We start from the raw sequence: 24,158 nt of genomic DNA on the forward strand, positions 1-24,158 counted from the left end.
TTTCTACGATGATACGAAACCAATCAGCCTCGGCAAGAAGGCATCATCGAAAAATGGAGACACGATGCGACATCGTCATATGTTTGTGCTGCTGCTGGCGGCCAGCGGTACCTGCCTGGCGCAGGACGGCAATGAAATTTACGGCATCGCCGATCTGGGCGTCCGCTACGTCGACAACCTGGGCGCCAACAATGCGCCGACCTCCGGCGGTGCGCTGCCCACCGTCAGCAGCGGCGTCAACAAGACCAGCCGCTGGGGCTTGCGCGGGCAGGAAAGCCTCGGCGGTGGCTGGCAGGCGCTGTACCGCCTGGAAGGCGGCCTCAATCTCGATACGGGCAGCTCGGCAAAGTCCGACAAGCTGTTCGACCGCCAAGCCTGGGTGGGCCTCAAGACGCCGCTCGGTTCGATTTACCTGGGGCGCCAGGCCAACCTGATTTCCGACGCGCTCTCCACGGTGGACCCACTCGGCATCCGCTATGCCTCCTTCAATCCCAACGTCAACATCACCGGCATGAGCAATACCGCTTTCGGGCGCCACTCGTTCGGCCAGCAATACGGCACCAGCGGTTATGCCGACAATTTTTACCGGCTCGACAACACGGTGAAAGTCACCACCAACCTGGGGCCGGTCGTGGCGCGCGCTGCGTATTCGTTCGGCGAGACGCCTGGCGCCACCTCGCCCATGTCCACCTGGGGCGGGGGGCTGACGTATCAGCAGGCGGACGTGGCCGTGTCCGGCGCGGTGATGCGCTTGCGTAACCGCGACAATCTCGCGCTCGACGCCGCGTCGCTGGGCGCCGCCTACAAGCTCGGCGACTGGCACTTCAAGGCCAATGGCGGCTACAACCGTGCCGATACCGGCGCCGGCCAGACCGTGCACCAGCGCGTGCTGTCGGCCGGCGTGAGCCGTCAACTGAGGCCCGACCTGCTGCTCACCACTGCGTACTTCAAGGTGCGGCGCACCACCACCGGCCGCGTGGACGACGGCTTCCAGCGGGCGTTTGCCTACCTGGAAAAGTCGCTGTCGCCGCGCACCACCGTCTACCTCGAATCGGACTACACCTTGTGGCAAGGGGATGCCGCCGGCGTGACCGGCAACCGCCCCAACGACCGTCGCGGCCTGGGCATGACGCTCGGCCTGATGGAAAAATTTTAATTACAGGAGAACATGATGTCGCTTCAACCTGCACTGTTGCGCAAATCCCGCCTTCTGCTGCCAGCCCTGGTCGCGCTGGCCCTGCTGTCCGCTGGCGCGGCGCATGCCGCCGAAATCCGCGTGGTCAGCTCGGGCGGTTTCGCCCAGGCCTATAAAAACCTGGCGGCCGACTACGAGCGCGCCAGCGGCGACCACCTGGTCTCCGAGTGGGGGCCCTCAATGGGCACCACGGCCAAGGCGATTCCCGCGCGCCTCGCGCGTGGCGAGCCGATCGATGTCGTGATCATGGTTGGCGATGCCCTCGACAAGCTGATGGCCGAAGGCAAGCTGGCCGCTGGCACCAAGGTCGTGCTGGCCGACTCGCCGATCGCCTGCGCCGTGCGGCGCGGCGCCCCCAAGCCCGACATCAGCACCACCCAGGGCTTGCGCAATGCCTTCCTGAAGGCGAACAAGGTCGCGTATTCGGACAGCGCCAGCGGCGTCTACATCGAGACGCAACTGATGAAGAAGCTGGGCATTGTCGAGCAGATGCAGGGCAAGGCCGCGAAAATTCCGGCTACCCCGGTCGGCGAAATTGTCGCCCATGGCCAGGCCGACTTCGGCTGCCAGCAGCGTAGCGAACTGATGCCCGTCGAAGGCATCGAGATCGTCGGCCTGCTGCCGGCGGACGTGCAGCAGATGACCGAGTTTTCGGCGGCACTGGTGCGCGATGCCAAACAGCCGGAAGCCGGGCGCGCCTTGCTGAAGTTCCTGTCGTCGCCGGAACATGCCGGCGCCATCGAAGCTACCGGCCTGGTGCCGGCAGCCAAAACGAAGCAGTAAGCGGCGCCGGTAAAGCTTTCAGCAGACGATTTTTTAACAAGTTACAGGTATCAGGTAATAGAAAACAATGGCTATTCAATCCACCGCCAAACCGGTGCGCGCCCCGTCGCGCATCGCGACCGTCATCCGAGTGACGAGCGGAAACTTCATCGAAATGTACGATTTTTTCCTGTTCGGCTTTTATGCCACGTATATTTCCAAGGCGTTCTTCCCCGCCAGCAGTGAATATGCAGCACTGATGATGACCTTCGCCACCTTCGGCGCGGGCTTTTTCATGCGTCCGCTGGGCGCGATCATTCTCGGCAGCTATATCGACCGTATCGGCCGCCGCAAGGGCCTGGTGCTCACCCTGGCCATCATGGCCTCGGGTACCGCGCTGATCGCCTTTGTGCCGGGCTATGAAACCATCGGACTGATGGCGCCGCTCCTGGTGCTGATCGGGCGCTTGCTGCAAGGCTTTTCCGCCGGTGTCGAGCTCGGCGGGGTGTCGGTGTACCTGTCCGAGATGGCCACGCCCGGCAACAAGGGCTATTACGTGAGCTGGCAGTCGGCCAGCCAGCAGGTCGCGATCATTTTCTCCGCCGGACTGGGCTACTTCCTCAACGAAACCTTGAGCCCGGCGTTCATCGCCGACTGGGGCTGGCGCATTCCGTTCTTCATCGGTTGCTCGATCATCCCGGTGGTGTTCTACATCCGCCGTTCGCTGCAGGAAACCGAGGAATACCTGGCGCGCAAGTCGCATCCGACCTTCCGCCAAATGCTCAAGACCATCAGCCTGAACTGGCCGCTGGTGGTGGCCGGCACCATGCTGATCGTGTTGACGACGGTGGCGTTCTACCTGATCACGGTCTATACGCCCACCTTCGGCAAAACCGTGCTCAAGCTCAGTACCGAAGAAAGCTTGCTGGTGACGCTGTGCGTGGGCTTGTCGAACTTTATCTGGCTGCCGGTGATGGGGGCGCTGTCCGACCGCATCGGCCGCTGGCCGATCATGGCGGTGTGCTCGGCGCTGACGGTGGCCACTGCGTATCCGGTGCTGTCATGGCTGGTGGGCCATCCGAGTTTCCAGAACATGGTGATGGTGGAGTTGTGGCTGTCGTTCCTGTACGGCAGCTATAACGGCGCCACCATTGTTGCGCTGACGGAAATCATCCCGGCCAGCGTACGCACCACCGGCTTCTCGCTGGCCTACAGCCTGGCCACCGCGCTGTTCGGCGGCATGACGCCACTGGTTTCGACCCTGCTGATCGAAAGCACCGGCGACAAGGCCGCCCCCGGCTACTGGATGGCCGGCGCCGGCGCCATCAGCCTGTTGGCGACCTGGCTGGTGTATCGCGGCATCGTCAAGGAACGCCACTAAGCTTCGGGGTCAGTGCCGACATTCGGACATTTTTGAACTTATGAATTGAAGTACGCTTCAATGAAAAAGTTCCGCGATGTCCGAATGTCGGCACTGACCCCCGAAGTTATGGATGAGCGCGCTGGTTGAGCTTGCGTACCAGCAGCAGCGAGCCGAGCGACGTGGCCACCATCAGGTAGCCGATGATGTCGAAGTGCTCGAGGCGGCCGTCGGCGCCCTGGCTGACGATGTGGCCGGCCACCACCGAGGCCACGCCGCCGGCCAGTTGCTGCAGCGATGCGCTGATGGCGTTGAAGGCGCCGCGCTGGGTGGGCGGCGGGATCGATGCCGCCAGCGCCTGGAACGGAATCATGCGCGAGAAGATGCCGACGAACATGACGGCGTTGAGCACGATCAGCACCGGCAGCGAGATCCGGCCCAGGTGCGTGTAAATCAGCACGGTAACTGTCGAGACGATGGTGCCGAACAAAAACACCGGCAACTTGCCGCGCCTGTCGGCGATCTTGCCGATCATCGGTCCCGCAAAAATCGTGCAGATGCCGGTGACCAGGTACACGGTGGGCAAATGCTGCATGTCGATGCCGAGGTTGTTGACGATGTAGGCGCTGCTGAACGGCATCAGCATGAAGCCACCCATGGTCAGCAGCGCCGTGGTGGCAAACGCCAGCAGGTGGTGCGGCACCTTCACCGTGTGGTACAGGTGCATCCACGGGCTGTGTTCCTGCGGCTTGCCCAGGTGGGCATTGACCGGCGCCATCTGCCACGCGACGATCAATCCACCGACCAGGCCGAACCCGGCCAGCGCCAGGAATGGTACGTGCCAGTCCCAGTGGTTCGATAAATAAATACTGATCGGAATGCCGAGCACCTGGCTGGCCGCAAACGCGGTCTGGATCAGCCCCATCACGCGGCCCCGAATGGCGGGCGCGAACAGGTCGGTGGCAATCGCCAGCACCACCGATCCGATCACGCCGCCGAACAGGCCCGTGACGATGCGGGCAATTATCAGCGCCTCGTAACTTTGCGCCAGTCCGCACCACACGGTGCCGAGGATAAACCCGGTATAAAAGAACAGCAGCAGTTTCTTGCGGTCGTAGCGGTCGGCAAATCCGGCCGTGAGCAGGCCGGAAATACCGGCGCTGAACGCATAGGCCGACACCACCACGCCAAACTGGGCCGGACCAATCGATAGCGCCGGCATGATCACCGCGCCCAGCGGCGACATGATCATGAAGTCGAGGATCACGGCAAACTGCAGGAAGGCGAGCAGGGCGACGACGATTTTCTGGTAGCGCGAGAATTCCGGGGTGGCGGGCGATTTTATTGTTGTTGGCATGGCTGGCGAGAGTGGCGGCTAAGTTGAGTACTAGTTGGTGGCGCTGGACTGGTTGGGGGTGAGGTACAGCTTGCCACCCTGGTAGTCGAATACGATGTCGAGCTGGCGCAGGATGCCGTTGCTGATGTTGCCGGCAATGGGCGTGCCACCGGTGCCACCCGTACCATTGAGCAGGCCGCTGGCATGGGTGGACAGTTCCAGCGTCGGGTCGGCAATGCGCACGTCGCCAATTTCGAATAGCTTGCCCTGCGTGGCCAGCACCCGGCTCTTGCCGCCGATGCCTTGCGCGGTCTGCACTACGTCGCCGGCGCCGTATTTTGCCACCAGGCCGTGGCGCTCCACGAATGACTGGTTCATCGTCAGCGAGTAGTCGCTGCCGGTGTCGATGGTAAACATGCCGGGCAGGCCGTCCAGCTTTGCCGCCACTTGCGGCGTGCGGTCGTGGAAGGTGAGGGCGATCGGTGCGGCCGCGCCGCGATAGACGAAATCCCTGGGATCGTAAAACGTGATCTGGCGCGCCGCGTAGTCGATGCGGGTGGGCGTGAGCGACAGCCATTCGTAGCCGATGGTGCCGTCGATCGGCAGGTTGTCGAGCGTGGGACTGGTGAAGAACGCCTGCTGGCTCAGGGTCAAACCGGCCAGGCCGATTTCCTTGATGGTGGTGAGCATGCCGCGCTCGCTCTGCGGCCCCATGCCCGACAACACGGCCACGCCTTGCACCGGCAACCGCAGGCGGCGGTGCAGCTTGTTGCTGATGACGTTGCGCGCGCCGGTGTCGAGGATGAAGCGGAACGGTCCTTGGCCGTTCAACGTCATCGACACGCAGATGTGCGCCTGGCACGGCTCGAACGGGATCGTCACCGAACGTCGGCCGACGCCAAAGCCTTCGATGGCGACAGGTGTGGGCAGCGTGAAATCGAGCTGCGCGGCGGGGCGGCCCAGCACCATGCTGGTCACCCGCAGCACGTCTGCATCGCGCTCGTCGCGCCCGTCCCGCGTGCGTTCCTCGAACGGCATGGTCACTGCGCCCACCTTGCGGAAATCGCGGTAGTCGACGGTGAGCAGTTTGCCGTCGACGACTTCCTGGCGCCGCTCCACGCGGCCGCTGGCGGTATTGATCCAGAAATCGAACGGTTCGCCGCGCTGGGGCGTGACCCTCACTACGGCGTAATCGACACCCGCCTGCCGGCGCGGCGCACGAAGCTCGAGCTTGCGCGCCTTGCCATTGCCGCGCGCGAACCACCAGCCGTAGGACTGGCGGCGCAGATACTGTTCGGGATTGGGCGCATCGGCATCGAGCTTTTCCACCCGGCCCATGCGCTGCTGCCAGAAGTCGCGGCCGTCCGAGCGCGACATCTGCCGCGCCACCGCCGACGAGGGAATGCGCTGGGCATAGCGGCCGCTGACAAAATCGATATCGCTGCTGCCGGCTTCCTGGTGGTCGTCGTCGCCGGGATTGCCACCGTAGCTGCGCACGAACTGGGTCTGCAGCGTGGTAACGGTGCGCCACGCCTCGCCACCGACCGCCACGCGCGCCTGCGCCATCAGCGTTTGCGCAGTGGGGGCGGCCATGGCAGAGGGAAGGGCGACCAGGGCAAGCCACAGCCAGGCGGCGAGTTGAAACAGCGGGCGGGCACTCAACGATGACACTTTCGGTAGAGGGGCAGACATGACAGACATGGTAGCCCAAAAGCCGAACTGCACGCCCAAATAAAAATGGCCACCGGATCGCTCCGGTGGCCATTCTTTAATACCTAGTCAGCTGGCAAAATCGCGATTAACGATCGCCGTAGCTGCGACGGGCGCCGTCGGTGCTGCGCGGGTTGCTACCCTTGTAGCCGCCGCCCGAGCCTTCCTTGCGTGGTGCGTTAGGATTGCTGAAGCTGCGTTGACCTGGCTTGGCGCCGCCACGGTTGTCGCCCGGCTTCCAGCCGCCTGGACGCGAGGTCGAGCGTGGTGCCATGCCCGATTTCTTCGGCTCGTAGCCCTCGACCACGTTCACCGGAATCAGCTGCTTGGTGAAGCGTTCGATGCGCTTGACGTTCATGCCTTCGGCATGGTTGACCAGCGAGATCGCCTGGCCGTTACGACCGGCGCGGCCGGTACGGCCGATGCGGTGGACGTAGTCTTCCGGGAACTTCGGCAGATCGTAGTTGAACACGTGGGTGATCGTCGGCACGTCGATACCGCGCGCGGCAACGTCGGTGGCGATCAGGATTTTTACCTGGCCGCGACGCAGGCTGTCGAGCGTGCGGTTACGGGCGCCCTGGTGCATGTCGCCATGCAGTGCGGCAGCCGAGAAACCGGCGATGTTCAGACGGTCGGCGATGGTGTCGGCGTCACGCTTGGTGGCGGTGAAAACCACGGCCTGGTCGAGCGACTCGTCGCGCAGCAGGTGGTCCAGCAGGCGATTCTTGTGCGACAGGTCGTCGACGAAGTGCACCGTCTGGGTGATGTTTTCGTGCTTGTTGGCAGCGCTGATGATCTGGATGACCTGCGGATCACGGGTGATGCGGCGGGCCATATTGCCCACTACGCCGTCCAGGGTGGCCGAGAACAACATGGTCTGGCGCGTCGATGGCGTGGCGGCGACGATCTTTTCGATGTCGTCGATGAACCCCATGTCCAGCATGCGGTCGGCTTCGTCCAGCACCAGGATTTCCAGTTGCGAGAAGTCGATCTTGCCCGATTCCATGTGGTCGATCAGGCGGCCAGGGGTGGCTACCAGGATTTCAGGATTCTTGGCCAGCAGTTGCATCTGCTTAGGGTAAGGCATGCCGCCCAGGATCGAGACGGCCTTGATGCGGCGCAGGTTGACGCTGTACTTGTCGGTGTTGGTGGTTACTTGCAGTGCCAGTTCGCGGGTAGGCGTGAGCACCAGCATTTTTGGCTGGGCAGCCTTGAAACGCGGACGCTCGCCACGGGCGCGGGCAGCCTGCATTTCCTGGTTGGGCGTCTTGCCGGCAGCTGCTGGCTCGACTGCGAACAAACGGTGCAGCGACGGCAGCATGAATGCTGCGGTCTTGCCGGAACCGGTTTGCGAGGAGACCAACAAGTCCTTGCCTGCGATGGCCGCAGGAATAGCCTGCTGCTGTACCGGCGTTGGCGCGGTGTAGCCGGAATCGGTCAGGGCTTTAATGATGGACGTGTTGAGACCAAGTGCTTCAAATGTCATGCTGTTCTTTCGTAAAAATCTGCGTTCACGCATAAACGGAACGCGAAATAGCAACGCCTACCAAAACGAAATGACTCAATCAAAATCGAAAGAAATTTCGGCACAAAAGCTTTGCGCCGGGACGGTGTCAGGTGCGACACCAGAGGCGGGAGGGCTTTAGCGACATCAGAATGATGCGCAAGGGCTGCGTAGCTGCTAAAAAAATCTTGGCTGAACAATCGGCGCCGCTGCTTGAATTGCGACGCGCTCATTGCAGCGCACAAACAGGACTATACAGTAGTTGGGGCAGTCTGTACAGGTGTCCAGTGTAAACGAGGCCGGGGACGCTGCGAACAGCGCCCCCGGCCTGAGCAAACCTGGGTGTTACGCCAAGCTTACAGGTAATCTTCCGCGTTCAAACCCATCACGTGCGAGAAGCCGCCGTCGACGTAGGTGATTTCGCCGGTGATGCCCGAGGCCAGGTCCGACAGCATGAAGGCGGCGGTGTTGCCCACTTCGTCGATGGTGACGTTGCGGCGCAGCGGCGCGTGCGACGAGGCAAAGCCCAGCAGCTTGCCGAAGTCCTTGATGCCCGAGGCGGCCAGGGTCTTGATCGGACCGGCCGAAATGCCGTTGGCGCGGATGCCTTTCTTGCCCAGGTTTTCCGCCAGGTAGCGTACCGACGCTTCCAGCGAGGCCTTGGCCAGGCCCATGGTGTTGTAGTACGGAATGGCGCGGATGGCGCCCAGGTACGACAGCGTCAGCAGCGACGAGCCCTCCTTGAGCAGCGGCAGGGCGGCCTTGGCCATGGCCGGGAAGCTGTAGGCCGAGATATCGTGGGCCACGCGGAAGTTTTCGCGGGTCAGGCCGTCGAGGAATTCGCCGGCGATAGCTTCGCGCGGGGCGAAACCGATGGCGTGGACCAGGCCGTCCAGGTGTTGCCAGCTTTTGCCGAGGTCGGCAAACAGGGCGTCGATCTGCTCGTCGCTGCCGACGTCGCAGTCGAACACCAGCTTGCTGTCGAATTCGGCAGCGAATTCGGTGATGCGGTCTTTAAAACGTTCACCGACGTAGGTGAACGCCAGTTCGGCGCCTTCGCGGTGGCAAGCCTTGGCGATACCGTAAGCGATGGAACGGTTCGACAGCAAACCAGTGATGAGGATTTTTTTGCCTTGCAGGAACGCCATAATGACTCCAATTGCGACTGCGCCCCCGTGCTGGCTCAGAGCCTGCAGGGCGACGGCAGTGGGGGGTTGTTTTGTACCGTGTGGTTGGCTATTGCCGGACACGCAAGTCCGAGATTGTAGGGCGTGTCTGCCGCGACTGCAAGAATTCTTCACGGGCCACGCCCCGGTGCGGGCGCGGCCTGCCAGCGCAGTCGCCGCCGCTCGACAGCTACTCAGTTACTTTTTTTGCGGTTCCTGCTCTTGATCGAATCGCGCGACACGCGCGCCTTGACCAGCGACACGGGGCCGGACTTGCTGCCGGCATTGGCGCCGGCGCGCTTGTAACCGGACTTGCTGACGGTGCGCTCGGGTTCGAAGGCGACGGTGGCGTTATCGGCCACTTCCGGTGCGATGTCGCTATAGGTGCCGGTAGAGATTTTCGGCACCAGGATGGTGGAGCCAGCCTTGAGCAGCGAGCGCTGCGGCAAGTTGTTGGCCTGGCGGATCACGTCCGGGGTGGTGTGGAAGCGCGAAGCCAGCGAGCTGATGTTTTCTTTGGCGCTGGTAATCTTGTGCACCGTCCAGGTGGACAAGTCCTTGCCCCACTGCGCCAGGTTCAGGTGGAACTTGTCGGCGTTTTCCTTGGGCAGCAAAATCTTGGTCTGCTCGTCGCCGGTGATGACCGGGCGCTTGAACTGCGGGTTCAGGGCCTTGAATTCGTCGATTGACAGTTCGGCCAGCTGGGCGGCAATCGTCATGTCGATATCGCTGGTCTTGTCCACGGCCGTGAAGTAAGGCGTGTTGTCGATGATCGGCAGGCTCACGCGGTACTGGGCCGGGTTGCCGATGATGTTTTTCATCGCTTGCAGCTTGGGCACGTACTCGCGCGTTTCGGTCGGCATCAGCGGCGACAGGCTCTCGAAATCGGTGGGCTTGCCGGCGGCGCGGTTGCGGGCGACGGCGCGCTGCACCGAGCCCTCGCCCCAGTTGTAGGCGGCCAGCGCCAGTTGCCAGTCGCCAAACATGTCATACAGGCGCTGCAGGTAGGACAGGGCGGCATCGGTCGATTCCATCACGCCGCGGCGCTCGTCCTTGAAGGCGTCCTGCTTGAGGTTGAAATCGCGGCCGGTGCCCGGTACGAATTGCCACATGCCGGCAGCGTTGGCGCGCGACAGCGCTTGCGGATTGAAGCCCGATTCGATGAACGGCAGCAGCGCCAGCTCGGTCGGCATGCCGCGCTTTTCCAGTTCGCTGACCACGTAGAACAGGTAGAGCGAGGCGCGTGCGCTGGTCGTGGCGATGTGGTCGGGGCGGGCGCTGAGCCAGGTGGTGTTGCGGGTGACCAGTTCGCTGTTCAGGTCGGGGATGGCGTAGCCGCTGCGGATGCGGCCCCAGAGATCTTTTTCGTGGTATTCATCGTCGGCCCGGGCCGGTTTGCTGGCCTTGAGCGAGGCGGCGACATCGAGGGCGGGATTTTTTTGCAGGGAAGGCAGGGTGCTGAGCGTGGCAGCGGAAATCGGTGTCAGGACGTGAGCGTCGTCGAGGTCGTGTTCGAGAGCGTGGCTGGCAAAAGGGGCCAGCAGGGCCACGAGGGCGGCCAGGGCGGCTGTCTTGGCTGTATGTTTACTACGGTTGCTTGCTTGCATAGTTTTCCATCGCTGTTGTTAAACCAACATCTAGCGGACCATGAAATAAAGGTGGAGTGTACGAAGCTCGCCGGAGCACGTCAAGGAATATGTCAATCGCATGACTTGATGATATCGAATAGTTGCCGGCAGATAAGGATGTAATCGCGGCAAAATGCGTGAAGTATCGGCTGCGCCCAAGAGTGCGTACAATCGCGTCTTTGCATAGTTTGAATCAAGGAAACGCATCATGAGCACCACCGCCCCCGTCCTCGACCACGAGGTAGTCGTCGCCGAGACCGTCCACTGGCTCGAGAAAGCCGTCATCGGCCTGAACCTGTGCCCTTTTGCCAAGGCAGTCCATGTCAAAAAACAGGTTCGCTACGTGGTGAGCGAGGCGACCACGCCGGAAGCGCTGCTGGAAAAGCTGATGGAAGAGCTGGAACACCTGGCCGAAGCCGACCCGGAGAAAATCGACACCACGCTGATCATCCATCCGTACGTGCTGAAAGACTTCGAAGACTACAACGAGTTCCTCGACGTGGCCGATGCTGCGCTGGAAGACATGGACCTCGACGGCATCCTGCAGGTGGCCAGCTTTCACCCTGACTACCAGTTCGCCGACACCGACAAGAACGATATCGAGAACTACACCAACCGCACGCCGTACCCCACCTTGCACCTGCTGCGCGAAGAGAGCATCGACCGCGCGGTGGAAGCATTCCCGGAAGCGGCCGAGATTTTCGAGAAGAACATGGACACCATCCGCGCCCTGGGTCACGACGGCTGGGACAAGCTGATGGCCGACAAGGCATGAGCACAGGCAGCGACAAGTTGCCCGAACGCCCGGACACGCCGTGCGTAGCGGTGTGTTCCACCACCTTCGACGACGTGTGCAGAGGGTGCGGGCGCACCGTGGTCGAGGTGGCGCACTGGGTCTCGATGTCGGCCGAGCAGAAAGAACTGGTGTGGCAACGCATCCTGGCGCAGGGCTACCCGCGCCGGAACAAATAAACCGCTATCACTATCAATAAGTACCGATGTAATCCTTCTTGCCCACCTCGACACCGTTATGGCGCAGGATGTCGTACGCGGTGGTGGCGTGGAAGTAGAAGTGCGGCAGGGCGTAGTGGAACAAATAGGTCTGGCCGGTGAAGTGCTTGGTCTTTTCGCCGCTGCCGGTGGTGATCGCGCGGGTTTCGCTGCCTTCGATGGCGTCTTGCGGCACGCTGTCGATGTAGGCCAGGGTTTTCTCGATGCGCGCTTTCAGTTCGGCAAACGTCACTTCCTTGTCTTCATACGACGGCACGTCCAGGCCGCCAAGGCGGGCAGCTGCGCCCTTGGCGAAATCGCAGGCGATCTGCACCTGGCGGGTGAACGGCAGCATGTCCGGGAACAAGCGGTACTGCAGCAGTGCGTTCGGGTCGATCTTCTTGTCGGCGATGTGCGCTTCGGCCTTGCCCAGGATGGTGTGCAGGCTGTTGAGGATCTGCTTGAATGCTGGAATGGAGGCGGAGTAGATCGAAAAAGTGGTCATTGGGACTTTCCGTATGTTGACAGGGAGCCGCGATATTAGCCTGTCGTCACGATTTTTGCTTGCCGGGCCGTTTTTTGATGCTGGTTTGCGTGCATAATTCCGAAAGGTAATATTCTGCAACGCTCACCGACACACTCCAAGACGATGCCCATTCTTTTCCTTCTGCGTCACGCGATACCGTTACAGTGCTCGTCCGTGCATGGGTAAGGCCATCGATCGCATGCGGGTCCGGCTCGGTACCCTGCGCGGCTTGCCGCGTTCGTCTATCTATGGCGCGCTGCTGGCAGTCGTGTTCGGCGGCCTGGTGGTGCCGGCCGCCATCGGCAGCTATGTGCTGATCGGCGTGCACGAAAAGGCATCGGCGCGCATCGCCCTCAACGAAGCGCTGCAACGCAATGCCGACATCCTGGCGCTGGGCATGCAGGAGTCGCTGTGGAACATGAACACCGAATCGGCCCATTCGCTGGTCGAATCGGTCATGCGCGACAAATCGGTGGTGCGGGTGGAGGTGATGGGCCAGGCCGACGCCCAGTTCATGCATGTCGATTCGCCGCGCAAACCCACCGGCACCATCACCCGCGCCGAGCGCGACATCACCGTTCGCGGCGAACGCATCGGCCGCATCACGGTCGAAATGGACGACGCCCGCAGCCTGCAGGACCTGCGCGAAAAACAATGGTCGTACTTGCTGGTGCTGGCCGGCCAGTTGATGGTGTCGCTGGTGCTGATCGTGCTGTTTCTGAACGCGCGCCTGATCCGGCCGCTGCGCAAGCTCACCGGCTTTTCCGACCGCCTGTCGCGCGGCGACTTCGATACCCAGCTCACCGTGCGCGGCCGCGACGAACTGGGCCGGCTGGCGCTGCAACTGGAGCAGATGCGGGTGGCGATCAAGCACCTGTTCGAAGATATCGGCCAGCGCGAGGAGCGCTTCCGCTCCATCGTCACCCAGGTGCCCGGCGCGGTGTTCCGCTACCGGCCCGACGGCCCGGTCGACTTCGTCTCCGACGCCATCGAGGAAATCTCCGGCTATCCGGCCAGCCATTTCATGCGCGGCGCCACCGACGCCTGGACCAACCTGATCGCGCCCGACGACCGCAAGCGCCACCGCCGCACGGTGGCCGAGGCGATCGCCAGCGGCAAGCCGTACCAGGTCGAATACCGCATCGTCGATGCCCTGGGCGCCGAGCGCTGGCTGGCGGAAAACGGCCAGCCGCAGGGTAGCCGGGATCTCGGCCAGACCTGGGTGGACGGTATCATGGCCGACATCAGCGAACGCAAACACAATGAAATGCGCATCGAGGCCCTGCTGGCCGAGCAGAGCGCGATTCTCGACAACGTGATGTTCGGCGTGATGTTCGTGCGTCGCCGCCACATTGTCTCGGTCAACCGCCGCTGCGAAGAACTGTTCGGCTACCCGCCGGGCGAGATGGTGGGTTCCTCGACGTCGATCCTGTTCCCTACTGCATTCGATTTCGAAGCGGCCGGCGCGCGCCAGTATCCGTCGCTGTCCGAAGGCGACTACTTCAGCGAGGAGCGCCATTACCTGCGCCAGGACGGCAGCTCGTTCTGGTGCATGGTGAGCGGCTATGCGCTCGACCACAAGCGCGCCAACGAGGGCAGCATCTGGGTGTACGCCGACATCACCGAGCGCAAGGAGGCCGAGGAAAAGCTGCGCCTCTCGGCCACCGTGATCGAGCATATTGCCGACGGCGTGGTGGTGCTCGATGCGCAAGGCACCATCGTCACCGTCAACCCGGCCTTCACCCAGATCACCGGCTACACGGCGCAGGACGCGATCGGCCACGACTACACGCTCACGCGCTCCGGCCGCCACGAGCAGGCCTTCTACGAGGAGATGTGGCGCGAACAGATGGACACCGGCTTCTGGCAGGGCGAGCTGTGGAACCGCCGCAAGAGCGGCGACATCTATCTCGAGTGGCTGACGGTGAGCGCGGTACGCGACAGCCGCGGCCGCGCCACGCATTACGTGGGCGTGTTCAGCGACATCACGCGGGCCAAGGAATCGCAGGAAAAGCTCGACCACCTGGCGCACCACGATCCGCTCACCGCGCTGCCCAACCGGCTGCTGTTCAACGACCGTCTGCAGCACGCGTTGCAGCGCGCCGCCCGCGACGGCGAACAACTGGCGCTGCTGTTCATCGACCTGGACCGCTTCAAGAACGTCAACGACACGCTGGGCCACCATATCGGCGACGAACTGCTCAAGCAGGTGGCGCACGCACTGCTCGACCGCCTGCGCGAGGGCGACACGCTGGCGCGCCTGGGCGGCGACGAATTCATCGTCCTGCTCGAAAACGTCGGCAACCATTACGGTCCGGCGCAGGTGGCCGAGAAGCTGGTGCAGATGTTCGACCAGCCGTTCCAGGTGGCCGGCCACGAACTGTTCGTCACGTGCAGCGTGGGCATCAGCCTGTTTCCGGACGATGCGGGCGACCTCAATATGCTGATCCGCAATGCCGACGTGGCCATGTACCAGGCCAAGGCGCGCGGGCGCAACGGCTACAGTTTTTACATGCCGTCAATGACGGGCGAGGGCGTCGAGCGCCTGCGCCTGGAAACCTACCTGCGCCGCTCGATCGAAAAGAACGAGATCTTCCTGACCTACCAGCCGCAAGTCGAAATCGATACCGGCCGCCTGATCGGCGTGGAAGCGCTGGTGCGCTGGAATCACCCGGAACTGGGCCTGGTGCCGCCGGTGCGCTTCATTCCGCTGGCCGAGGATACGGGCTTCATCAACCAGCTCGGTGAATGGGTGCTGCAAGAGGCTTGCCGGCAGATGAACCGCTGGCAGGCGGCCGGCCTGCTCGTGCCCAAGATGGCGGTGAACCTGTCGGCGCGCCAGTTCGAGCGCGGCGGCATCGTCGCCCTGGTGGCCGACACCCTGGCCGACACCGGACTGGCGCCGCAGCGCCTGCAACTGGAAGTGACGGAATCGGTGATCATGAACACCGGCGACGCCATGGTCTTTATCAACGATCTGCACGCGATCGGCGTGGCGCTGGCGATCGACGATTTCGGCACCGGCTATTCGTCGCTGGCGTACCTGAAGCAGCTGCCGGTGCAAACGCTCAAGATCGACCGCTCGTTCATCAAGGATATCTCCACCGACGCCAACGACGAGGCGATTGCGATCGCCATCATCCAGCTCGGCAAAAGCATGAATCTGTCGGTGATTGCCGAAGGCGTGGAGACCGAGGAGCAGGCCGCCTTCCTGCTGCGCCATGGCTGCCGCCTGGCGCAGGGCTATTTGTACGGCAAGCCGCTGAGCCCGCAAGAAGTGCTGGAGCGCTGGCATGTCTAAAGTTTCGCGACGACGTTTCCTGTTTGGCGGCGTGGCCGCCATGGGCGCCCTGGTGGTGGGCTGGGGCGTGCTGCCGGCGCGCCAGCGCCTGCATGGCTCAGTGTCACTGCCGCTGACCGGTGGCGCGCTGGCGCTCAATGGCTGGGTGGCGGTGGCGCCCGACGGCGCCGTCACCATCGCCATGCCGCGCAGCGAAATGGGGCAGGGCGTGCACACCGCGCTGCCGATGCTGGTTGCCGAGGAAATGGACGTGCCGCTGGCGACGGTACGGCTGGTGCAGGCGCCGCTGGACGCGATCTTCGGCAACATTGCCATGCTGCAGGACGGCCTGCCGTTCCACCCCGACGACGACGGCGCACTCAAGGCCGGTGCGCGCTGGATCGTGGGCAAGGTGGCGCGCGAGCTGGGCATCAGCATTACCGGCGGCTCGTCGAGCGTCAAGGATGCCTGGCTGCCGATGCGCGAAGCCGGCGCCGCCGCGCGCGCCATGCTGGTGGCGGCCGCCGCCGGCCAGTGGCAGGCCAATCCCGCCGAGTGCCGCACCGAAGACGGCCACGTGCTGCATCGTGATGGCCGCAAGCTGGCCTACGGCGCGCTGGCTGCTGCCGCCGTTACGTCCCAGCCGGGCGAGGTGCGCCTGAAAACGCCGCAGCAATTCAAACTGATCGGCCGCGCCCAGCCGCGCCGCGACACGCCCTCGAAAGTCGATGGCAGTGCGGTGTTCGGCATCGACGTGCGGGTGCCGGGCATGGTGTACGCGGCGGTGCGCATGGCGCCCGTGATCGGCGGCGCGGTGGCCACGGTCGACACCTCGGTGGCGTTGAAAATGCCGGGCGTGCTGCGGGTGGTCGATTTTTCCAGTGCGCTGGGCCACCTGGCCGGCGCCGGGGCCGGCGTGGCCGTGGTGGCGCGCAGCTGGTGGCAGGCCAGGCAGGCCGCGCTGGCGCTGGTGATCACCTGGCGCGACGGCGCCAACGCAGGGCTGTCGAGCGAGCAGGTATTCGACCATTTCGCCGCCACCCTGGATAAGCAGGACGGCCACGCCTACCACCAGGTGGGCGACATGGACAGCGTCGAAGGCAAGGGCGCCGGCGTGGCCAGGGCCATCGGCGCCGAATACCGCGCGCCTTACCTGGCCCATGCGGCCATGGAACCGATCAACTGCACTGCCCAGGTCAATGTCAGGGATGGCAAGGTGCACCTGTGGGCGCCCACCCAGTCGCCGGGCTTTGCGGTAAAAGCGGCAGCGCAGGCGGCCGGCGTTGCGCCCGCTGCCGTGACCCTGGAAGTGACCATGCTGGGCGGCGGTTTCGGTCGCCGGCTCGACGTGGACATGGTGGCGCAGGCGGTGGCGATTGCCCGCGCCATGGAGGGCGTGCCGGTGCAAACCATCTGGTCGCGCGAGGACGATATGGGCCACGATGTGTATCGCCCGGCGGCGCTGGCGCGCTTTGCCGCCACGCTCGACGCCTCGGGCCACGTGCTCGGTTACGACTGCAAGTCGGCCAGCGGTTCCGTCTCCCACCAGTTTTTCAAGCGTAACCTCGGCCTGCCGGCGGCGGGTCCGGACAAGACCACGGCCGAAGGCGCGTTCGACATGCTGTATGAACTGCCCAACCAGCGCATCCGTCATGTGATCGTGGAGAGCGCGGTGCCGCTTGGTTACTGGCGCTCGGTGGGCCACTCGCATAACGCGTTTTTCAAGGAGAGCTTCATCGACGAACTGGCGCATGCCGCCGGCCGCGACGAGGTGGCGTTCCGCCGCGCGCTGCTGGCGCACCATCCGCGCCACCTGGCGGTGCTCGATGCGGCGGTGGCGCGCGCCGGCGCTGCACCGGCGGGCCGCGCGCACGGCGTGGCGCTGCACCAGTCGTTCGGCACCATCGTGGCGCAGGTGGCGCAGGTTTCGGTGGAGGGTACGGAGATCCGCGTGCACCGGGTGGTGTGCGCGATCGACTGCGGACTGGCGGTCAATCCCAACATCATCGCCCAGCAGGCGGAATCGGGCGTGGTATTCGGCCTGTCGGCGGCGCTGTTTGGCGCCGTGACCATCAAGGATGGCAAGGTAGAGCAGTCCAACTTCCATGACTACCCGGTGGCGCGGCTGAACCAGGCGCCGGAAGTGGAGACCATCATCATGCCGAGCGCCGCGCACCCGGAGGGCATGGGCGAGCCGGCCGTGCCGCCGATCGCGCCGGCCGTGGCCAACGCCGTGTTCAAGCTGACGGGCAAGCGCTTGCGCAGCCTGCCGCTCAGCTTATCGTCATGACAGGGCGTTACGCAGCAGCGCGCGCAGGTTGCATTCGCGCTGCCAGCGCGCGCGTTCCTCGCTGTTGACGATCATCTCGGTCATGTCGGCGTCGGAGATCTCGGTTTGCGCCTGCACCAGCCGGTGCGCCAGCGCCGGGTCGGGCAGCATGGTGCCGAAGAACGCCACCAGCTCGTGGTGCTGGATCAGCAGGGTGGGGAAGTTTTCCACGTCGAGGTCGCCGACGATATCGGCGTGGTCTTCGATGTCGATCCACAGGAACAGCTTGTCCGGGTGGCGCGCGGCCACGCTCTCGAAACTGGCCTGGTAACTGTCGCAGGTGCCGCACCAGGCCGCGCACAGGCAGGCGACGATCCAGCGGTCGCCAGCCAGCGCGGCCGCCACCTGTTCGCGGTTGTCGGAGTTGAGGGTAATGCTGTGCATGGTGTTGGCGGCGTTCTCTGCGGTCCAAAGGACGTATTTTACATCCGGGCGCAGGGTCGCGCCGGCCGGCGTGCCGGGTTAAAATGCGGGATGCCTACAATTTCCACCCCTCCCACCACTATTGTCGCCATCGAAACCTCGTCCGAGGCGGCCTCGGTCGCCCTGTTGCGCGGCGACACCGTGATCAGCCGCGCGTCCTCGGGCGTGCGTACCCATTCGCAGTCGGTCCTGCCGATGATCCAGGAATTGCTGGCCGAAGCCGGCATCAGCCTCAACGACTGCAGCGCGATTGCCTTCGGCGCCGGCCCCGGCTCGTTTACCGGCGTGCGCACGGCTTGCGGCGTGGCCCAGGGCCTGGCCTTCGGCGCCAACCTGCCGGTGGTGCCGGTAGTCACGCTCGACGCCATGGCCCTGGCCTGCCACCAGCGCCATGGCGCTGCCGATGTGGTGGCCGTGCTCGATGCGCGCATGGGCGAGGTGTATTGGGCGCAATATCGTTTCGATGGTGCTGCCGTGGGCGCACCGCAGCTGGTGCAGCCAGCTGTGCTGTCGGCGCCGGATGCGGTGCAGGCGCACGGTGCGCCGGTGTTCTGCGGCAATGGCTTGTCGGCGTATGCCGAGGCGTTTGCCGGTGTTGCCGAGGTTTATGCTGACGTGATGCCCCATGCCGAACAGATCGCCCAGCTGGCCAGCCTGGCGCTGGCCGCCGGCCGCACGGTGACGGCGGCCGAAGCACAGCCGCTGTATCTGCGTAACAAGGTTGCCTACACCCAGGCCGAGCGGCGCGACATCAACGCTGAGAAGGCCGACAAGGCTGCCAAAGCGGCGGGTGGCGCATGAAGCAGGCGTGGGACCTGGCGCGGCTGCGCTACGAGCCGATGCAGCGCGCCGACCTGGGCGAGGTGCTGGCGCTCGAACAGAGCGTGTATCCATACCCGTGGAGCATGGCCAATTTTGCCGATTCGCTCGACAGCGGCTACCAGGCCTGGGTGCTGCGCGACCAGGGCGGGGCGCTGCTCGGCTATTTCCTGGTGATGCCGATGGTCGATGAGGTACACCTGCTCAACGTGGCGGTGGCGGCGGACCGGCAGGGCCAGGGGCTCGGCCACCTGTTGCTGAACCAGTCGGTAGCCTGCGCGCGCGGGCTCGGCATGGCGTCGGTGCTGCTGGAAGTACGGCCGTCCAACACGCGCGCGCTCGCCATTTACGAGCGCTACGGATTCAAACAGATCGGTCGCCGCAAGGGTTACTACCCGGCAGCGAACCAGTTACGCGAGGACGCCATCGTGATGCGGTTCGACGTATGACTATCTCGCCCCGCAATGCGGTGTTCCTGGAAGAAATGGGCGTGGGCGCGCTGTGGAAGTTGCGCGCTGCCGGCACGGGGTTCGAGCCCGGCGATGGTGGCGATGCTGCTGCCGACGCAGCAGCGCAGGCCGAGGGCATGGCCACGTCTGAGGTTGCCATGCCGGCTGCACCAGTCCGGCCGCCGGCAGCTGGGCCGGTGCCCGCCACGCCTGCGCCGGTCACCTGGTCACAGGCAGTCGAACAGGCGCAAGCGACAGACGCACCAGCTCACCCTGCGGCACCCGCATCGGCGCCAGCATCCATGCAGACACAAGCAGCTGAACCGGCCGCATCCCGGCCACCGTTGCCGGCGCCGCATCCGGCCACGTCGCCAGTGGTCGCCTCCGACGACGAATCGACCGCCTGGTTCGACGACGTGCCTGCGGCCACGCCGCCACCGCCCGTGCGTCCGCGCCCGGTGCAGCCGGTGGCCGACGCAGCCATCGCCACGATGGACTGGCCGGCCTTGCAGGCGGCGGTATCGAACTGCACCCGTTGTCCGCTGGCTGCCACCCGCCGCAACGCCGTCAACGGTCGTGGCCCGCAGCAGGCAGCCTGGCTGGCGATCGCCGCCGCGCCCTCGGCGCTGGACGAGACCGAAATCAGCCCACTGGCGGGCGACGCCGGCCAGTTGCTGGGCAATATGTTCAAGGCCATCGCCCTCAAGCCGGAGGCCGACGTGTATGTCACGCACCTGGTCAAATGCCGGCCGGCTGCCGATGATGGCGCCCAGCGCAATCCGACCGCCGACGAACTGACCGCCTGCCGGCCCTTCCTCGACCGCGAACTGGCGCTCACCGGCGCCACCATGGCCATGACCTTCGGCCAGTTCGCCGCCAAGGGCCTGATGATGGGTCCGGCGGCACGCGGCAAGGTCATGCGCTACGGCGACGCCAATCTGCCAGTGGTGGCCACCTACCACCCGGACGATTTGCTGGCGCGCCCCGAGGACAAGGCCAAGGCCTGGGGCGACCTGTGCCTGGCCAGGACCGCTCTTGGCTGACCCTGGCGACAGCGACAGCGCTGGCGCTCCGGCCGGGCCCGCTGCTGTGAACGGCGACTCTGCCAGCGCAGTTGCCATTCCCTGGCCCGGGGGCGATAGAGGCACCAGCGCCGCCGCCTTTGCCGATCCTTATCAGGCGCGGTTCGCGCAGCGCTGGGGCCACTTGCACCATCCGAGGGTGCGGGCGCTGGCGTGGTTGCTCGATGCGCCCGACCTGCTCGACCCCGCCGCGCCGCACTGGCAAGGCCGCATCGCCACGCTCGGCCCGGTAACGCCTGAGGTTGCCGACTGGCTGGCCGCGCTTGACCTGGACCCGGCGCCGCTCGATGCCGCGCTTGGCGAACGCCATTATTCGCGCCTGGGCCTGTATGCTGAAAAGTTGCTGGCCTTTTATTTCGCCAGCCAGCACACCCTGGTGGCGCACGGCCTGCAAGTGCGCGCCAGCCGCAACGATACCGTGGGCGAATTCGACTTCCTGCTGCGCGAGGGCGCCGCGCTGGTGCACCTGGAATTCGCCACCAAGTTCTACCTGCTCGATGCCGCTACCGCCGGCGCCGACTTCAACGGCCTGATCGGCCCCAACCTGGCCGACACTCTCGGCGCCAAGATGCGCAAGATTTTCGACAAGCAACTGGCGCTGGCGCAGCACCCGGCTGCCCAGCCGCTGTTGCCGCAGGCGGTGGACCGGGCGCAGGCGCTGGTCAAGGGCTGGCTGTTTTATCCGGCAGATGCGGCGCATGGCGTCACGCCGGGGATTTCGCGCGAGCATTGCCAGGGGTTCTGGATGCCGTTGGCGCAGGTAGACGGTTTGCCGGATGAGCAGTTCTGCGTGATGCCGCGCCTGCAATGGCTGGCGCCGCTGAAAGTTGCGGCAGACGCCGGCATGGACCGGCTAGCATTGCAAGCGGAACTGGCAAGCCAGATGGCGCAAGTGTCGGCCCCGGTGATGGTGGCGGTATTGCGGCAGGAAGGGGACTGGCTGATCGAACAGCGGCGCGGCTTTATCGTCCCGGACGACTGGCGCGACCGCGCGGCGCAAAACCGCCGCGACGGCAAACTGCCGTAACGCTGGCGCCGCGTCGTCCCTGCCAAGGCGGGGACCCAATCTCGCGACGCTGACGGCCCTGTATGTCAGTGCTTGGCTTGGCCAATCAGCGACACCGAATCGAACTCGCGCTGGTTGGCCTGATGCCGACGCAGGATCATCAGCATCGTACCCGCCAGGAACATGCCGAATATCATGATGATCACGTTCAGGTTCATATGGCCGCGCAGCATCAGCGAGTAAGCTGCCAGCATGGTCAGGATCGACAGGTTTTCATTGAAATTCTGCACCGCGATCGAATGGCCGGCGCTCATCAGCACGTGGCCGCGGTGTTGCAGCAGGGCGTTCATCGGCACCAGGAAGAAGCCGCCCAGCAAGCCGACCAGCACCAGCAGCGGATAGGCCAGCGCCACCGATTTCACCAGGGTCATGCCCATCACGATCACGCCCATGGCAATACCGACCGGTATCACGGTCAGCGATTTGCGCAGCGTGATGCTGCGCGCCGACAGGATTGCGCCCACCGCCACGCCGATCGCCACCACGCCCACCAGGCTGGTCGCCTGCTCGTACGACAGCTTGAGCGTGCGGTTGGCCCACTCGAGCACGATGAATTGCAGGGTTTGCGCGGCGCCCCAGAACAGGGTGGTCACCGCCAGCGAAATCTGGCCCAGCTTGTCTTTCCACAGCAGGCCGCAGCAGGTCGCGAATTCGCTGATCAGCTTGATGGGGTTGCGTTGCTGGTGGCCATACACGCAGCCGGTGTCCGGGATGCGGGTATTGAAGATGGCCGCCAGCGCATAGATCACCACGACCACGCACAGCGCCGCCTCGGTCGGCGTTTCGATGCCGGTATCGACAAACGGCATATCGAAACCAAGCAATACCGACGACAGCCGGTCGCCGACCAGCGCGCCGCCGAGCACGGTGCCGAAGATGATCGACATCACGGTCAGACCCTCGACCCAGCCATTGGCAGCGACGAGCTTTTCAGCTGGCAATAGTTCGGTCAGGATGCCGTACTTGGCCGGCGAATACACGGCCGCGCCAAAGCCGACGACGGCGTAGGCAACCAGTGGATGAACGTGGGCAAACATCAGCATGCATCCGCCAACCTTGATCAGGTTGGAGATGAACATGACTTTTCCTTTTGGCATCGAATCGGCGAACGCGCCGACAAAAGCCGCCAACAGGACGTAAAAGAGGGTGAATGAAAGCTTCAGCAGCGGCGTGATCCAGCCGGGCGAATTCATGTTGATCAACAGGTCAATCGCGACGAAGAGCAATGCGTTGTCAGCCAGCGAAGAAAAGAACTGCGCCGACATGATGGTATAAAAACCACGATTCATTCTGGACTGCCTGAAAGCTTATATTGGCTTGCTTTATACCACGCTTTGTTCGTAACCCCAAGAATTGAGCGGTGTGCCGGCGGCCGCATTGTGTGGACAATTGGTAGAATACCGCCTTCACAGATTGAGCAGAGAACCCCATGCCCAGGCCGCTTATCGCAACCATCCACATCGCATCCATGCAGCACAATCTGGCCGTGGTCCGGGCGTGTGCGCCCGGCGCCAAAGCCTGGGGCGTGCTCAAGGCCAATGGCTACGGCCACGGACTCGAACGCGCCATGCGCGGTTTTGCCGACGCCGACGGCCTGGCACTGGTCGAACTCGACAACGCCATCCGCCTGCGCGAGCTGGGCTGGAAGAAGCCGATCATCTTATTGGAAGGTTTCTTCGGTTTTGAAGATCTGCATACGATGGCCGGCTACAGCCTGCAGTCGGCGGTCCACTGCACCGAGCAGCTCGAGTGGCTGGAGGCGGCCGATGCCGACCTGGGCGAGCGCGGCATCAAGTTCGACCTGCACCTGAAGATGAATACCGGCATGAACCGGCTTGGCTTCAAGCCCGAGGCCTACGCTGCTGCCCACGCGCGGCTGGTCGCCCTCGCTTGCGTGGGCAACATCACCCTAATGACCCACTTTGCCAACGCCGACGAGGCCGGTCATGCGTTGTTGCCGATCGCCGAGCAGATTCGCCGCTTCGAGGCCGGCGCGGCTGGCTTGCCCGGCATGCGCAGCCTGTCCAATTCGGCCGGCGTGTTGCGCCAGGGCGAGCTGGACGGCGTGTTGCGCAACGACTGGGTGCGTCCCGGCATCATGCTGTACGGCGGCACGCCGGGCGGCAAACCGGCGGCCGACTATGGTTTGAAGCCGGCCATGACCCTGAGCAGCGAGATCATCGGCGTGCAGGACATCGCCGCCGGCGACGCGGTCGGCTACGGCAGCCGCTTCACGGCCGACGGCCCGATGCGGGTGGGCGTGGTGGCCTGCGGTTACGCCGACGGCTACCCGCGCCACGCGCCGCTGGGCACGCCGGTGGTGGTCGATGGCGTGCGCACGCGCCTGGTGGGCCGGGTGTCGATGGACATGCTGACGGTGGACCTCACCGACATTCCTGGTGCCCGGGTCGGCAGCCAGGTGATCCTGTGGGGCGAGGGCTTGCCGATCGACGAGGTGGCCAATGCCGCCGGCACCATCGGCTACGAGCTGATGTGCGCGCTGGCGCCGCGCGTGGCCGTGGTGGAGGGATAA

At 64.3% G+C, this 24,158-nt stretch carries 20 protein-coding genes; 12 read left to right on the forward strand and 8 right to left on the reverse strand.

Features of this window, described 5'->3' with window-relative positions; all coding sequences use genetic code 11:
* Positions 1–64: 64 nt before the first annotated feature.
* The 3 genes from J2X54_RS17350 to J2X54_RS17360 all read left to right on the forward strand — a co-directional run bounded on the left by J2X54_RS17350 (position 65) and on the right by J2X54_RS17360 (position 3,338).
* On the forward strand, positions 65–1,156 hold the full coding sequence (locus J2X54_RS17350; protein WP_310182279.1) for a porin: 1,092 nt from the start codon (positions 65–67) through the stop codon (positions 1,154–1,156).
* Positions 1,157–1,171: 15 nt separating this feature from the next.
* Entirely contained in the window at positions 1,172–1,978 is an 807-nt protein-coding gene (locus J2X54_RS17355; RefSeq protein WP_310182280.1) for a substrate-binding domain-containing protein, read from the forward strand.
* Between the two features lie 67 nt (positions 1,979–2,045).
* Positions 2,046–3,338 carry an MFS transporter gene (locus tag J2X54_RS17360; RefSeq protein WP_070251750.1) on the forward strand — a complete coding sequence of 431 codons (1,293 nt, stop codon included), beginning with the start codon at positions 2,046–2,048 and terminating at the stop codon, positions 3,336–3,338.
* 106 nt (positions 3,339–3,444) lie between these two features.
* Here J2X54_RS17360 and J2X54_RS17365 read toward each other — a convergent pair whose 3' ends face one another.
* The 5 genes from J2X54_RS17365 to J2X54_RS17385 all read right to left on the reverse strand — a co-directional run bounded on the left by J2X54_RS17365 (position 3,445) and on the right by J2X54_RS17385 (position 10,640).
* Positions 3,445–4,674, reverse strand: coding sequence for an MFS transporter (locus tag J2X54_RS17365; protein ID WP_310182281.1), 1,230 nt, complete (start codon positions 4,672–4,674; stop codon positions 3,445–3,447).
* 30 nt (positions 4,675–4,704) lie between these two features.
* Positions 4,705–6,246: a retroviral-like aspartic protease family protein gene (locus J2X54_RS17370; RefSeq protein WP_310182282.1), complete on the reverse strand. Its 1,542-nt coding sequence runs from the start codon at positions 6,244–6,246 to the stop codon at positions 4,705–4,707.
* Positions 6,247–6,451: 205 nt separating this feature from the next.
* Positions 6,452–7,849 (reverse strand): DEAD/DEAH box helicase, encoded by a 1,398-nt coding sequence (locus J2X54_RS17375; RefSeq protein ID WP_310182283.1) that lies wholly within the window; start codon positions 7,847–7,849, stop codon positions 6,452–6,454.
* A 374-nt stretch (positions 7,850–8,223) separates the two neighbouring features.
* Positions 8,224–9,015, reverse strand: coding sequence for an enoyl-ACP reductase FabI (gene fabI / locus J2X54_RS17380; protein WP_070251754.1), 792 nt, complete (start codon positions 9,013–9,015; stop codon positions 8,224–8,226).
* 212 nt (positions 9,016–9,227) lie between these two features.
* Positions 9,228–10,640: a transglycosylase SLT domain-containing protein gene (locus tag J2X54_RS17385; protein ID WP_310182284.1), complete on the reverse strand. Its 1,413-nt coding sequence runs from the start codon at positions 10,638–10,640 to the stop codon at positions 9,228–9,230.
* A gap of 229 nt (positions 10,641–10,869) precedes the next feature.
* On the opposite strand from J2X54_RS17385, the gene J2X54_RS17390 reads away from it, so the two are divergent.
* A complete protein-coding gene (locus J2X54_RS17390; protein ID WP_070251756.1) occupies positions 10,870–11,436 on the forward strand; it encodes a DUF1415 domain-containing protein in 567 nt (188 codons plus the stop codon).
* Complete coding sequence (locus tag J2X54_RS17395; protein WP_310182285.1) at positions 11,433–11,633, forward strand: DUF1289 domain-containing protein; 201 nt, start codon at positions 11,433–11,435, stop codon at positions 11,631–11,633. Before J2X54_RS17390 ends, J2X54_RS17395 begins: the two co-directional genes overlap by 4 nt.
* Positions 11,634–11,646: 13 nt before the next feature.
* Here the strand turns inward: J2X54_RS17395 and J2X54_RS17400 are convergent, their stop codons facing one another.
* A complete protein-coding gene (locus tag J2X54_RS17400; protein ID WP_310182286.1) occupies positions 11,647–12,156 on the reverse strand; it encodes a DUF1993 domain-containing protein in 510 nt (169 codons plus the stop codon).
* Between the two features lie 199 nt (positions 12,157–12,355).
* On the opposite strand from J2X54_RS17400, the gene J2X54_RS17405 reads away from it, so the two are divergent.
* Positions 12,356–15,478 carry an EAL domain-containing protein gene (locus tag J2X54_RS17405; RefSeq protein ID WP_070251759.1) on the forward strand — a complete coding sequence of 1,041 codons (3,123 nt, stop codon included), beginning with the start codon at positions 12,356–12,358 and terminating at the stop codon, positions 15,476–15,478.
* The gene (locus tag J2X54_RS17410) at positions 15,471–17,747 is read left to right on the forward strand and encodes a molybdopterin cofactor-binding domain-containing protein (RefSeq protein ID WP_310182288.1); all 2,277 of its coding nucleotides are present in this window, start codon (positions 15,471–15,473) and stop codon (positions 17,745–17,747) included. Before J2X54_RS17405 ends, J2X54_RS17410 begins: the two co-directional genes overlap by 8 nt.
* Here J2X54_RS17410 and J2X54_RS17415 read toward each other — a convergent pair.
* Positions 17,742–18,170 (reverse strand): thioredoxin family protein, encoded by a 429-nt coding sequence (locus tag J2X54_RS17415; RefSeq protein ID WP_310182289.1) that lies wholly within the window; start codon positions 18,168–18,170, stop codon positions 17,742–17,744. The genes J2X54_RS17410 and J2X54_RS17415 overlap by 6 nt on opposite strands.
* 90 nt (positions 18,171–18,260) lie before the next feature.
* Here J2X54_RS17415 and tsaB point away from each other — a divergent pair, with 90 nt between their 5' ends.
* The 4 genes from tsaB (at position 18,261) to J2X54_RS17435 (ending at position 21,586) form a co-directional block, all read left to right on the forward strand.
* A complete protein-coding gene (gene tsaB / locus J2X54_RS17420; protein WP_310182290.1) occupies positions 18,261–19,010 on the forward strand; it encodes a tRNA (adenosine(37)-N6)-threonylcarbamoyltransferase complex dimerization subunit type 1 TsaB in 750 nt (249 codons plus the stop codon).
* Positions 19,007–19,477: a ribosomal protein S18-alanine N-acetyltransferase gene (rimI, locus tag J2X54_RS17425; RefSeq protein WP_070251762.1), complete on the forward strand. Its 471-nt coding sequence runs from the start codon at positions 19,007–19,009 to the stop codon at positions 19,475–19,477. The genes tsaB and rimI overlap by 4 nt, the downstream gene beginning before the upstream one ends.
* Positions 19,474–20,520: a uracil-DNA glycosylase gene (locus tag J2X54_RS17430; RefSeq protein ID WP_310182291.1), complete on the forward strand. Its 1,047-nt coding sequence runs from the start codon at positions 19,474–19,476 to the stop codon at positions 20,518–20,520. Before rimI ends, J2X54_RS17430 begins: the two co-directional genes overlap by 4 nt.
* Before the next feature lie 163 nt (positions 20,521–20,683).
* Positions 20,684–21,586, forward strand: coding sequence for a DUF1853 family protein (locus tag J2X54_RS17435; protein WP_404990933.1), 903 nt, complete (start codon positions 20,684–20,686; stop codon positions 21,584–21,586).
* Positions 21,587–21,651: 65 nt separating this feature from the next.
* Here J2X54_RS17435 and lplT read toward each other — a convergent pair whose 3' ends face one another.
* Complete coding sequence (lplT, locus tag J2X54_RS17440) at positions 21,652–22,914, reverse strand: lysophospholipid transporter LplT (protein ID WP_310182292.1); 1,263 nt, start codon at positions 22,912–22,914, stop codon at positions 21,652–21,654.
* Positions 22,915–23,054: 140 nt separating this feature from the next.
* Here lplT and alr point away from each other — a divergent pair, with 140 nt between their 5' ends.
* Entirely contained in the window at positions 23,055–24,158 is a 1,104-nt protein-coding gene (gene alr, locus J2X54_RS17445) for an alanine racemase (protein ID WP_310182293.1), read from the forward strand.

Origin of the sequence: Duganella sp. 3397, from assembly GCF_031456625.1 — a bacterium.
Classification (GTDB): Bacteria; Pseudomonadota; Gammaproteobacteria; order Burkholderiales; family Burkholderiaceae_D; genus Rugamonas; species Rugamonas phyllosphaerae.